Here is a 13072-nt window from a genome sequence, read left to right as displayed (position 1 = left end):
GTATTTTTTGTTTGTGAAAATACAGAAAATTCCTTCTTTCGGGGTGACATAAGTTGTACAATAAAATCAATCATGTGATAAAGGAGTGGGGAAGAATGAAAGCTACTCATAAAGATTGGATCTTGTTTAATGGGAGAATGATTAATACGAAGGAAGAACAGCCGATGGTCGCATTAGAAGAGCGCGGTTTCCAATTTGGTGATGGTATTTATGAAGTATTTAGACTATACGATGGCAAGCCTCATTTATTAGATTTACATTTAGAACGATTCTTTAACTCTATGGCAGAAATAAAACTAATTCCACCATTTACGAAGGAAGAATTAGTAGAAGAGTTATATCAAATGATTGAAAAAAATCAATTTCAAGAAGATGGGAATGTATATTTACAAATATCAAGAGGTGCACAACCGCGCAATCATGTATATGAATCAGATTTACAACCGACATATTTTGCAAATCTTGTTTCGTTCCCAAGACCAGTTGCTTCAATGGAGGCAGGGATTAAGGTAACAGTAGAAGAGGACATCAGGTGGAAGTTTTGCCATATAAAATCTTTAAATTTGCTTCCTAATATTATGATCAAAAACAAAATAAATGAACAAGGATATCAAGAAGCAATATTAGTACGGGATGGCATTGTGACTGAAGGGTGTCATTCCAATTTCTTTATTGTGAAAAATAATAAGTTAATTACACATCCAGCGGATCATTTCATTTTACATGGTATTACACGTCACTACGTGATTACATTAGCGAAAGAGTTACATATCGAAGTAGAAGAACGAGAGTTTTCGTTACAAGAAGTATATGAAGCTGATGAGTGCTTCTTTACAGCGACGCCACTTGAAATATTCCCAGTCGTTCAAATTGGTGATGAACAGTTTGGAGCTGGTGAAAGAGGACCAATTACGAAAAAATTACAAGCTGCATATGAAGAGAGTATTCGTTTGTTTAAAGTGACAAATTAATCATGAAGAAAAAAGCTGGTATTCTTCCGGCTTTTTTTCATGATATAATTCAAGCATAGGACAAGTTTTGAAAACGCTGTAAAAAGGGGATTTAATATATGAATTATGAAGATTTTAAAGAAGTAATTCACGGAAGACGAAGTGTTAGAAAGTTTAAAGATCAAGAAGTATCTACTAATGATATAAAAGAAATAATTGATTGTGCGCGTTACGCACCGAGTGATACGAATTCACAAACGTGGGAATTCTTAGTTATCATGAATCGAGAGAAGATTAAAGAAATTGAACAAATGACATGGGATGCATTACATAAACTTGCGGCAAAAGCAGCAGAAAATGGAGAAGAGAAAGCAGGGAAATTACTTACACGTTCTTTCGGACCATATGCAACAGCTTTCTCGGAGGCACCAGTATTAATCGTATGTTTGGCAACACCATATGAATCAAAGTTCCGTGAAAAGATATTTGATCCAATTGCTTTTGTTCCAGATTCAGTTTGGGAAGAAGAAGGGATTAAGAGTAGCTGTTTAGCGGCACAAAACTTAATGTTAGCTGCACATGCAAAGGGACTTGGTACTTGTCCAATGACAGGGCCAGTATTGCTAGCTCAAGATGAACTGCGCCAATATTTACAAATTGAGCCTGAAAAACAAATAAATATGGTTATTTCACTAGGATTTCCGAAAGATAAGCCAAAAAAACTTCCAAGAAAAGAAGTAGAAGAAATCACAACATTTGTTTTTTAAAGTGCTACATAGAAAAGACATTGGACATATCAATGTCTTTTTATTTTTGAGCGGGTATTATATCGATTTGTTGGGCTAAAATGATAAATAAGAAGGAATTACTATTTATTTCATAAAAAAAATTAATGTTCTATTAAGGAAAGTATGATACATTAATCGTGAGCAAGCTTCTATATGTTCATAAAAGTTTTAAAAGTTGTCTTAAAATTTAAAAGTTATTTTTGTATAATAAATTATAATCAAATGACAGGGGGGATGAATTTTGAAAAAATTCATAATCACTGGATTGTCTGTATTGTTATTAGTAGGTTGCGGTGCTCCACAGGAAAAAGAGGACGCGCAATCAAAACAGGAAGAACAAGTTGTAAACGCAAGTGATGAGAATATGGTTGTATTTCCTGAAGGTGCAATGTCAATTGGAGAAGGGAAAGTAAAAGTTATTACTCCAGATGGTACTTCTGAAAATGGCAATATACCGACTGTATTCATTAAAAAGGATACTTTAATTCAGCAAGTTGAATTAGAACTTTCTAATTTTCAAAGTGATAAAGAAACCTTCATATTTGTAGATCAAATGTATACAGATAGACATCAAGTAACTAGTACAACGCAGACAACAGTACAATTAAAAGAAAAGACGCTTGAAACAGGTAGTCATACGATTACTGCAGTTCAGTATGAAAACAATGACCCGAAAGGAAAGGTTATTAGTTTTAATCAAGCAACATTTGAGACAAAGCCTGCGTCTTAATAAGAATAAAAAGTACATTACTCAAAAAAGTAGTGTGCTTTTTTATTTGGACTAGAGTGTGCAAGAGTGAATAACTTGTTTCGTTTTCTAATACGATTAAATAGGAAGAAATCACTTGCTACTACTATGACAGAGAAAGAGGTTGAAGATGTGAATCGGTGTATTCGTATCGTCTTGATTAGTATAATGATGGCAGTAATTTGGTTTACGATACAAGAGGTGATTCAAATTACGTTTAATTACCAAATTCATGACTTAGTAATAGGAGCTAGTTGTTTTACCATTGTGTATCTATTATATCCCGCATTAATGGGCAGTAAGACCTCGCCTTAAAAATCGGTATATGTGAGGAGATTAGGTGGGAGATCAACTGTCCGATTGGTTTAACTAATAATCATTGGAGATGAACAAACTCTCCAATGATTAAAGTTTCACTTTATGATAAACTCGAATTAAGGTGAGTTTTACAAGAAAAATGTAGGTATTTCATTTGAAATGTCGAATAGTACATACGATGTCGTAATAACAAATTTTCTATTGTTTACTGTGAAACAGAAGAAGGAGAGATAGTAGTTATGAAACGAGCTCTTATTAATATTGATTATACATATGATTTTGTAGCGGAAAAAGGTGCTTTAACTTGCGGAAAACCAGGTCAAGAAATTGAGAAGGAAATTGTACATATAACGACGCAATATATTGAAAATGGAGATTACGTTGTCTTTGCGATTGATAAACATGAAAAAAATGATGTATATCATCCAGAATCAAAATTATTCCCACCCCATAATATAGCTGGTACAAGTGGAAGAGATTTGTTTGGGGAATTACAAGATGTATACGAAACATATAAAAATGCTGAAAATGTATATTACATGGATAAAACACGATATAGTGCATTTGCAGGAACCGACTTAGAAATGAAGTTAAGAGAAAGAGGAATAGAAGAAGTTCATCTTGTAGGTGTTTGTACTGATATTTGTGTTCTTCACACAGCAGTAGACGCTTATAATAAAGGATTTAAAATTGTTGTTTATGAAAAGGCAGTTGCATCTTTTAATGCGCAAGGGCATGAATTTGCACTTGGACATTTTAAATCTTGTTTACATGCAGAAGTGAAATAAAAGAGGCCTTTAAAAAGGTCTCTTTTTTGCGTTTAAACTGAGACGACATTTTGTTCAATTAATTTTTTTATGAATGGGCTAATATTTTGTGGTAGCTCATTTAAATTAAAAAATTGTACATGTAATGATTCGACTCCATCAGCTTTTAGCAAGCCACCTGTAATATCTTTGCAAAGGTAAGCAATTGTTATAGGGTAAAATTCATCTCCGTTCGTTAATTTCACAAAAAATTATTTACCTGAAAATACAGTTGCTAGCTGAAGTGTACCAATTTCGATTCCGGTTTCTTCAAGTACTTCTCGTTTTCCAGCTGCTTCTATAGATTCACCAAGTTCTACAAAACCTCCTGGAACGCCCCACATGCCATTTCGCCTTTGTTGTAGTAGTATTTGTCCTTGTTCATTGAAAACAGCTACCGCAACGCCTGCTAAATTAAGCGGTCTTGATCCAACAACGTCTCTTAGTTCTTCAATATATCCCATTGCTTGCAACCTCCGTGAGTAATAATATTTTCAAATGAACTATTCGATATTATGTAAATGTTTTCCTTTTATTTGGATGGGTAGTGTAGTCTTAAAGTAAAGTCATAAAAAAATTCAATTGTCAGCTCCCTTTAGGTTATGAAAAAGGGTATATTTATAGAAGAATGTCTAATGAATTTTAAAAATATAGCAGCTTTGTATAGAATTTTTATTAGTTAAGGAAGTGGATGAATGAGCTTATTAACGTATACTGAAGAATTTTTTAATTATGTAAGGGAGTTTTTACTTTTAAGATTTTTACTATTTGCTTTAGTTTTAATCATTATTTCATTTGTAATAAATCGTATTATTGATTGGTTTTTTAGGAAATCAAGCTTTTTTGATGAAGAGGTAGAGCAGACGATTCAAAGTGTAATTCGATCTATTTTTAGATATATCATTATCATCAGTCTTATCATATATTTAATTAGCCAATTTGTAGATATAAAAAGTATTATTGCAGGTGCAGGGATAGCTGGAGTTGTCATCGGTTTTGCAGCACAACAGATGCTAAAAGATGTTATATTAGGCTTTGCAAGATTAGCGGACAAAGAGTTCCGAGTTGGTGATTTTGTAACTTTTAACGGAACAAATTCAGGAACTATTGAAGAGATTAGTATTCGTTTTATGCAAATACGTGAATGGTCAGGAAAACTACTTACCATCCCGCACGGAGAGATTAGAACGATACAAAATTTTAATAAAGGATGGATGCGTGTAATTGAACGCATCACGGTAAGTTATCAGGAAGATCCAACAAGAGTGAAGGAATTGTTAGAAGAAGTATGTGTTATATGCAATGAAAAATTGAATCAAACTCTTTATAGAGTAGAGGATGACGCTGTTGAACCATTTAAATACGTCGGTGTTACAGACTTAAATCCTAACTTGAAATATGTTGGCTATGAATTTTGTATTACAGGTTTAATAAAGCCAGAAGATTATTTTGAAACTTCTAGACAAGTAAGATTTGAATTAATGTCTATGTTTCATAAGAATCAAGTGCAAATGCCAGCAGCGAATATGGTTGTTACTACTGAAGGTTTACAGCATATCCATGGTGGACAATCTTTATCGGAAAGCTAAAGTGGAATCGTTTGTTAACAAAAATTCTGATTCCAACATTGGATAGAATAACAATAATAAAATGATTGATATAAAGAAAGGGCTGAAGGGATTCGGTTCTTTTTTTATTTATAGAATTTAGAAATTTCTTAATGTTATAATTGTAGTTGGTGATGAGAATGAACTTTGAAGAAAAAGAGATGCATCGTTTAGAAGCATTAAAAGAAATTGCTGAATTATTAAATGAAGCAACAAACTTACAGGATATGTTAGAAAAAGTGTTGCATACATTGTTACAAGTAATGAATTTACAAACAGGGTGGATATTCTTTATTGATGAAAGTGGAAAGCATAGCATGCTTGTAGACGAAAATTTACCAGAGGCTCTTACGTGGCAAGAGAAGAAGCCGATGTGTGAAGGAAACTGTTGGTGTGTAGAACGTTTTGTGAATGGGAGATTAGAAAAAGCGACTAATATTATTGAATGTAAGCGAATAGAAGATGCAATTGAATGTAATTGGGGAGAGACAGAAGATGTTACACATCATGCGACAATTCCGCTTAGGTCTGGATCAGAAAAATTTGGTCTACTAAATGTGGCTGCGCCTCATAAGACTCATTTTTCAGAGGAAGAGTTAGCATTATTAGAATCAATTGCATTTCAAATTGGAACAACAATACAACGTATTCAGTTAGTTGAGAAAGAACGTAAATATGTAGTGGTAGCGGAAAGAAATCGACTTGCACGTGATTTACATGATTCAGTAAAACAATTGTTATTTTCTATTATGCTAACAGCGAAAGGTACTTTGAATATGACGCAAGATAGAGAATTGCAAGAGATGTTAAGTTATATTGGAGAATTATCACAAGAAGCATTACAAGAGATGACTCTATTAATTTGGCAATTAAGACCTGAAGGATTAGAGAAAGGGTTAGCAGAAGCAATTCAAAATTACGGGAAGTTATTAGGAGTTCAAGTGGAAGTTCGAATTGATGGGATGGTTTCAATTGGGGATGAAATAGAAGAAGTTTTATGGCGTATTAGCCAAGAGGCGCTACATAATTGTAAAAAGCATGCTTCGTGTGAAAAGGTACATGTTCTTTTGAAAATAGAAAATAACCAGTTACATTTTTACATAGAAGATAATGGAATAGGATTTATACAAGAGCAAGTAAGGGAGTCAGCACTTGGCCTGAAAAGTATGAAGGAACGTATTCAGTTAATGAAGGGGTCGTTTCAAATTATAACAGAGCTGAGAAAGGGTACAAAAATAGAAATTCAATTGCCGATTTGAAGGGGAGAATAAGATTGAAGATTAAATTGCTACTAGTTGAGGATCATCATATCGTTCGGAGAGGACTTGTATTCTTTTTGAAAACGAGAGAAGAATTTGAAATTATTGGGGAAGCGGATAATGGCGAAGAGGCATTACATTTCGTGCAAAAAGAAAGACCGGATGTCGTACTAATGGATGTATCGATGCCGAAAATGGATGGAATTGAGGCAACAAAACGTCTAAAGCAATACGATGAGACGATAAAGGTACTTATATTAAGTAGTTTTTCAGAGCAAGATTATGTTATACCAGCACTTGAAGCTGGAGCAGATGGTTATCAATTAAAAGAAGTACAACCTGAGCAACTTGTCGCTTCTATTATTGCAGTACATCAAGGAAATGCGAATTTTCACCCGAAAGTAACACCTGCATTAATGGGGCGTACCGCAGTAAAGAAGGAAATAGAAAATCCTTTTTCAATGTTAACGAAAAGAGAGCAAGAGGTACTTCGCGAAATTGCGAAAGGAAGAAGCAACAAGGAGATTGCAGCAGAACTTCATATTACAGAACAAACTGTGAAAACACACGTTTCAAACGTTTTAGCTAAATTGGAAGTGGATGATCGTACGCAAGCCGCATTATACGCAGTGAAACATGGGGAGGATTATTCATAAGCATGAATAATTCTGTTATATCGTATGACAGAATACATAGGAGCAATTAAAATTTATAGTAATCCCTAATATAGGTTTTTCTTCTTTCAATAATTAGGTACAATAAAGTTAAACTAATCGGTTTTTACAGGATAAAGCTACGATAGAAGAGGAGGATATGCTATGCCTGGTACAAGGAGTGGGATTGGAAAGATTCAGGCTTCGTTAAATGGTTTATCACCGAAATTGCGAAGTATTGCCGAACATATTTTGAAACATCCACAAGATGTTGTACATAAATCTATTACAGAATTAGCTGAAGTTACGAGTAGTTCCGAAGCGACGATATTCCGCTTATGTAAACACCTTGGTTTGCAAGGTTTTCAAGATTTAAAGATTACATTAGCTCGTGAAATTGTACATACACCGATGCAAAATATTCATGAAGAGGTATCAGCAGAAGATAGTATGGTAACTGTTGCTAAAAAAGTTTTTCATTCGCATATTACAGGACTGCAAGATACTTTACATTTGCTAAATGAAACAGCACTTGAGCAGGCTGTACGAGCTTTGCAAGAAGCAAGTCGAATTGAGTTTTATGGAAATGGTGGCTCTGGTATTATTGCGATGGATGCGTATCATAAGTTTATGAGAACGGGTATTTCTTGTATCGCTCATACTGATTCGCATTTTCAAATTATGGGAGCAGGTTTACTCTCGGAAAATTCAGTTGTTATTGGCATTTCTCATTCTGGTAGCAATAAAGGATTACTTGAAGCGTTAGAAGTAGCGAAAGCAAGAGGGGCCAAAATTATTGCGATTACGAGCTATAAGAAATCAGCATTAAGTCAACTTGCTGATATTACGTTATATACATCAACACGTGAGACTGAGTTCCGCACAGAAGCAAGTTCATCACGATTAGCACAGTTAAGCTTATTAGATACTTTGTATGTAGGGTTGTCGTTGCAGCGACAAGAGGAAACGCTAAAAAATTTACAAAGTATACGTGAAACGATTTCGATGAAGCGAATATAAAAAAAGCTCTTCAAATGAAGTGCTTTCAGACTGTAGACAAACTATTTTTGGAGAGTTCAAATGCTAAAAAAAATAGTTTGTCTCTTGTTTTATTGATAATTTATCCAATTATATTTATATATAGTGATTATTATATTGAAATTTACTATAGGCGAGGAAGGTGTCTTATGAAAATATCTGTTTATGTTGCAAGTGCATTTAGCAAGGATCATAAAGGCGGAAATAAAGCGGGAGTGGTATTTATTGAGAATACATTGACCACTACTCAAAAAATGGAAATAGCCAAACAACTGGGCTATGCGGAAACCGCATTTATATCAGAATCTGAAATTGCTGATTATAAATTTGAGTATTTTACACCAAAAGAAGAAGTTGATTTATGTGGTCATGCCACAATCGGATCTTTCACGATACTGATGCATTTAAATGAAAATTTCAAGAATCGCTATACGATTGAAACGAACAGCGGTGTTCTTACTATTACTATAAAAGAAGACATCATATTCATGGAACAAAACAAACCGATATTCTATGATGTTGTATCTCCAAACGAGTTCATCGACTGTTTTGACATTAAAGATATAGACAATAATTACCCAATTCAAATTGTCTCCACGGGCTTAAAAGATATTTTAATTCCTATAAAAAGCGAAACACAATTACATGCGCTACAACCTAATTTTGAAAAAATTAAAGAAATCAGCAAGTATTATAATGTTGTCGGGATGCATCTATATACTTTTAATGACAATCGAATTATATGCAGAAATTTTGCTCCACTATACGACATTAATGAAGAAGCAGCGACTGGAACTTCAAACGGTGCATTAGCTTGCTACCTTTATGAACAGCACTACTTGCAAAAAGAAGTCTATGTATTTGAACAAGGTTATTCATTACACTTGCCTTCTGAAATATTAGTTAAATTAGCAACCAATAGCAAAAATAAAATAGAAAAAGTTTATGTTGGCGGTAAAGGCTATTACTGTGAAACTAAGTGTTTAAATATAGAAAATATTGAGTGAAGAGCTTTTTTATCGATGAGAAGTTTGTTACTTTATTTTCTTTTAGAAATGTATGACTTACTTATAGTCAGTGATAAACTCTCATTTTTAAAAATTTAAAATAAAGACCGATTTGTGTAATAATTCAAATATTGTTCATAATTTCACAAGCTGTTTATGAAGTGTCATGTTATGATGAAGATGTAATGATGATTGAACACTTAAATTTGGTACAATAACTAGCCAAAGTAGTGAGGAAAGTAGTTGTGAGATAAACTCATTAAAACGCTAAAACACTAAAGGGGAGATCACATATGAAAGCAGTAGTGGTTAATAAAAACAGCAAAGCAAACATCGAAGTGATTGAAAAAGAATTACGTCCGTTACGCTCAGGCGAAGCGTTAGTAGATGTAGAGTATTGTGGAGTTTGCCACACTGATTTACACGTTGCGAATCATGATTTTGGTAACACTGATGGCCGTATTCTTGGTCATGAGGGTGTAGGTATTGTTACGAAAATAGCTGATGATGTTAATTCGCTAAAGATAGGTGACCGTGTAAGTATTGCATGGATGTTCCAATCTTGTGGACGTTGTGAATATTGCGTAACTGGTAGAGAAACATTTTGCCGTGAAGTTAAAAACGCAGGTTATTCAGTAGATGGTGGTATGGCTGAACAATGTATCGTTACTGCTGATTATGCGGTAAAAGTACCAGAAGGATTAGATCCTGCTCAAGCATCATCAATTACATGTGCTGGTGTAACTACATATAAAGCTATTAAAGTATCAGATATTAAACCTGGTCAACCTATTGTAATCTATGGCTGCGGTGGATTAGGTAACTTAGCTATCCAATATGCTAAAAATGTATTTGGTGCAAAGGTAATCGCAGTAGACATTAATGACGACAAATTAGCCTTAGCGAAAGAAGTTGGTGCTGATATGACTATCAATCCAATTTCTCAAGGTCCTGCTGATAAAATTGTTCAAGAGGAGCTTGGTGGCGCTTATGCTGCGGTAGTAACAGCAGTCTCTAAAGTAGCCTTTAACTCAGCAGTTGATGCAGTACGTGCTTGCGGTAAAGTAGTTGCAGTAGGGCTACCAGTAGAAACAATGGACTTAAACATCCCGCGACTTGTACTGGATGGAATTGAAGTAGTTGGTTCTCTAGTGGGTACTCGTAAAGATTTGGAAGAGGCGTTTATGTTTGGGGCAGAAGGAAAAGTAGTGCCGGTTGTTCAAACTTGTTCGCTAGATAAAGTACAAAATGTATTCGAAGAAATGGAACAAGGTAGAATTCAAGGGCGTATGGTAATTGATTTTAAAAAACATAATTGTGATTGCAAATAATTCACTTTAAATATAAAAAGCATGAGTCTAGCAAAGGACATGTAAAAAAGTTAGACAGCATAAGAAGATGATCCCTGTATTTAATAGGGATCATCTTCTTTATTTTCTACTAATATCGATGCCAATTAATACTTGATTAATGAGAAATGATTAAAGGTTTACTTTATTTGCAAACGAAAAGGAATCTTTATGTTTAACAAATTTTTTATGATCTGGAACGTTTTGAATTGCTACAATTTGCGAATCTCTTGCTTTCAGTGCATCTTGAATCCCGATGGTCATAAGCTTAATAAATAGAATCGTAATAAAGAATGAAGCGAGAGTATAAAAAATAATCCACCATGAAAGATTCATTTCATTACGATTTAATCCAATAAGACCTGCCCAATCATTAGATAGAGAAACAGGTTTGAGCACTCCGTCATAGAGTTCACGCATTTGTATGCCGCCAATTACAATGTTAAGCAACGCTAAATGGATAACGAGTATGAGTGTTTGGACGATATGTTCCATAAATAATACAAATAAGCGGTCAAGTAATAAGACTCGTAAGTGTTTTTTAATAATATGAAAACGACTAGCCCCCAGTAATTGTGAACTTAAGATGTAATCTTGTTTCATAAATTCATCAACCTCTGAGGATATGTATAAAGAAAGTGTAGGCAGAGCGACGAAAATAAGTACGAGTACTTGATAAAACGTAAATGAAATATTTGGATCTACCCCATCAGCATTTGATGTGATTATAATATTAACGGGCGTGATGAGTATGAATGCGATAAATAGAGTTGGAATATAATAAAAAACTTCTGAGCATGACTGGAAAAATCTCTTGAGTTTTGGAGCATATAAACTTAAGAGGATTCCTATACATGTTCCGCATAAAATTCGAAAGAAGCTAATTGCTACGGCTAATAAAATAGTGAATTTTGCTCCTTCTACAATTTGTAAGAAAACAGACTCTCCAAAACGATCAGATCCAAAAGGTGGAATTAACGATGGCGGAAAGGGGGCCTTTCCAAGTAATTCGTTATTGTCATTGTAAAGTAACTGAGGAGGTTTTGGGATGTTATCTTTAAAGAACCAACTATAAATAAAACTAGCTGAAATAAGTATGAATAGATAAGTAAAGCCGATTAAAAAGCGTTTTGATTTCCAAATAGATTTCATAATGATACTCCTTTCAATTGCTTTTTCCATCTATTCATCATGAATGAGACTATTTGGAAAATGGCATAAAACGGTAAAATAATCATAACAAGTATGATAAATGCAGCGGGAGGTGAAACAAACGCCTTATTAAATAGAAATTGAATAATGCCTTCCATATTAAAAACAAATTCTAAAATGAATAAATTAGAAAGTAAGAAAACAAAAATCGTTTTTAAATGGTGAAAGAAGTGGATAGATATATTTTTGAATAAATGAATGCAGAGTATATAACTTGATGAAAGGCCTTTTCCATATGCAACCTCTACGTAATGTTTTCCTTCTTCTTCTTTTATGTATAACACCATCATCCGAAACATTTGTAATGTAGGTAAGACAGCTAATGATAAAATAGGGAGTAAATAAGCTCGATTTTCATTAAAAGAAATAATAGTGACAGGAGATTCCCCGAATTTTTGAAGTACCCATATGAAGAATATTTGCAAACAAATCATCAGCATCATATCAGGGACAGCTTCTAATATGAAAACAATTCGGTTTATCCATTTTTTTATATAATCTTTCGCTAAAAAATAAAAAAATGCCATGCTAGATGATAGAAAGAGAGCAAGAAAAAAGGCTAAAAATAATATAGTAAATGAATATAGGTAAGGTTCTAAAACAGTTGGAAATAATGGTGTTTTTTTGAAATGGCCAAACTTCGGGTCTGATCCTATAATCACTAATGATTCAGGGGAGAAGACCTGTTTTAACATGGTAACGATCTGATTAAAAAAATAAATTGGTTGAAAGGTAAACCCTTGTTGAGTGATAAATAAATAAGGTAAATTTAATAATAGTAAGAGTGATAAAAGAATTGATGAAAGCTTAATTGTGAATTGAGATATTTTATTTAACATTAAATCCCTCCGACATCTTTTTACAACATTATACAATAAATTCTATATTATTGTTTTATTTTTCTGAAAAATAAAAATACTATTAAATTTTATAGTATGTAAGATATATTTACAAGATAAAAAAGTGATAGCAGGGGGGCCGCGCTCTATGTTTATCAAGATAAAAGGACTAGTGAATCTAAAACAATAAACAAGAGCAAAATGCACAGAATTCTCATTCTGCGGGTAGTTACTTTTCTTGGCTTGATGGTTATGTAACGTGATCCCTAAAAATGAATATTGCTTTTCAACGCTTTTTCATGCAAATGAGTAAAACGTATGGAGGACTATGTATGTGTTGTTAATGAGAGGAAAGAGTGTATTGCGTAAAGAATATAACGTAATTTTACCGCACGGAAAAGCTAAATTTAGTATATAAGTGAAATGGAATGAGGGGATTTACTTTTTGTTGTGAAAAAAATTTTCTTTTTATAACTTGATAAATGAAAAAATATTTTA

The 13072-nt window shown here is 33.4% G+C and carries 13 protein-coding genes and 1 pseudogene; 11 read left to right on the top strand and 3 right to left on the bottom strand.

Translation table 11 applies throughout. The features are described 5' to 3' along the window. The first annotated feature begins 95 nt into the window (after positions 1 to 95). The 5 genes from dat to ACO6VI_RS13810 all read left to right on the top strand — a co-directional run bounded on the left by dat (position 96) and on the right by ACO6VI_RS13810 (position 3592). The gene (dat, locus tag ACO6VI_RS13830) at positions 96 to 971 is read left to right on the top strand and encodes a D-amino-acid transaminase (RefSeq protein WP_000648385.1); all 876 of its coding nucleotides are present in this window, start codon (positions 96 to 98) and stop codon (positions 969 to 971) included. A 98-nt stretch (positions 972 to 1069) separates the two neighbouring features. Then, complete coding sequence (locus tag ACO6VI_RS13825; RefSeq protein ID WP_001105280.1) at positions 1070 to 1717, top strand: nitroreductase family protein; 648 nt, start codon at positions 1070 to 1072, stop codon at positions 1715 to 1717. 262 nt (positions 1718 to 1979) lie between these two features. Then, on the top strand, positions 1980 to 2468 hold the full coding sequence (locus ACO6VI_RS13820) for a hypothetical protein (protein WP_000713495.1): 489 nt from the start codon (positions 1980 to 1982) through the stop codon (positions 2466 to 2468). A gap of 126 nt (positions 2469 to 2594) precedes the next feature. Continuing rightward, on the top strand, positions 2595 to 2801 hold the full coding sequence (locus ACO6VI_RS13815; protein ID WP_015406474.1) for a hypothetical protein: 207 nt from the start codon (positions 2595 to 2597) through the stop codon (positions 2799 to 2801). A 242-nt stretch (positions 2802 to 3043) separates the two neighbouring features. Beyond that, complete coding sequence (locus ACO6VI_RS13810; RefSeq protein WP_000816771.1) at positions 3044 to 3592, top strand: cysteine hydrolase family protein; 549 nt, start codon at positions 3044 to 3046, stop codon at positions 3590 to 3592. Positions 3593 to 3624: 32 nt separating this feature from the next. Here the strand turns inward: ACO6VI_RS13810 and ACO6VI_RS13805 are convergent. Then, a pseudogene (locus ACO6VI_RS13805) lies at positions 3625 to 4074 on the bottom strand (NUDIX hydrolase). A gap of 231 nt (positions 4075 to 4305) precedes the next feature. Between ACO6VI_RS13805 and ACO6VI_RS13800 the strand changes: the two are divergent. From ACO6VI_RS13800 to adhP, 6 genes are all read left to right on the top strand, one after another. Next, positions 4306 to 5199, top strand: a complete 894-nt coding sequence (locus ACO6VI_RS13800) for a mechanosensitive ion channel family protein (RefSeq protein WP_000055430.1) — start codon at positions 4306 to 4308, stop codon at positions 5197 to 5199. 179 nt (positions 5200 to 5378) lie between these two features. Then, positions 5379 to 6476 carry a two-component system sensor histidine kinase CasK gene (gene casK / locus ACO6VI_RS13795; RefSeq protein WP_170925745.1) on the top strand — a complete coding sequence of 366 codons (1098 nt, stop codon included), beginning with the start codon at positions 5379 to 5381 and terminating at the stop codon, positions 6474 to 6476. A 14-nt stretch (positions 6477 to 6490) separates the two neighbouring features. Next, complete coding sequence (gene casR / locus ACO6VI_RS13790; RefSeq protein ID WP_063547157.1) at positions 6491 to 7132, top strand: two-component system response regulator CasR; 642 nt, start codon at positions 6491 to 6493, stop codon at positions 7130 to 7132. Between the two features lie 162 nt (positions 7133 to 7294). Then, positions 7295 to 8149, top strand: a complete 855-nt coding sequence (locus ACO6VI_RS13785; protein WP_001119652.1) for a MurR/RpiR family transcriptional regulator — start codon at positions 7295 to 7297, stop codon at positions 8147 to 8149. Between the two features lie 167 nt (positions 8150 to 8316). Beyond that, positions 8317 to 9174 (top strand): PhzF family phenazine biosynthesis protein, encoded by an 858-nt coding sequence (locus ACO6VI_RS13780; RefSeq protein ID WP_063547158.1) that lies wholly within the window; start codon positions 8317 to 8319, stop codon positions 9172 to 9174. A 293-nt stretch (positions 9175 to 9467) separates the two neighbouring features. Beyond that, positions 9468 to 10505, top strand: coding sequence for an alcohol dehydrogenase AdhP (gene adhP / locus ACO6VI_RS13775; protein ID WP_000649129.1), 1038 nt, complete (start codon positions 9468 to 9470; stop codon positions 10503 to 10505). Between the two features lie 150 nt (positions 10506 to 10655). Here the strand turns inward: adhP and ACO6VI_RS13770 are convergent, their stop codons facing one another. Together ACO6VI_RS13770 and ACO6VI_RS13765 are read right to left on the bottom strand one after the other, a co-directional pair. Next, positions 10656 to 11675 carry an ABC transporter permease gene (locus tag ACO6VI_RS13770; RefSeq protein WP_000836572.1) on the bottom strand — a complete coding sequence of 340 codons (1020 nt, stop codon included), beginning with the start codon at positions 11673 to 11675 and terminating at the stop codon, positions 10656 to 10658. Next, positions 11672 to 12574, bottom strand: coding sequence for an ABC transporter permease subunit (locus ACO6VI_RS13765; protein ID WP_063547159.1), 903 nt, complete (start codon positions 12572 to 12574; stop codon positions 11672 to 11674). Before ACO6VI_RS13765 ends, ACO6VI_RS13770 begins: the two co-directional genes overlap by 4 nt. Positions 12575 to 13072 lie beyond the last annotated feature (498 nt).

Origin of the sequence: Bacillus sp. PSXD-155 (genome assembly GCF_049310765.1) — a bacterium.
GTDB lineage: Bacteria > Bacillota > Bacilli > Bacillales > Bacillaceae_G > Bacillus_A > Bacillus_A cereus.
Note: the sequence above shows the minus strand (reverse complement) of the source record. Positions and strands in the feature narration are given on the sequence as shown.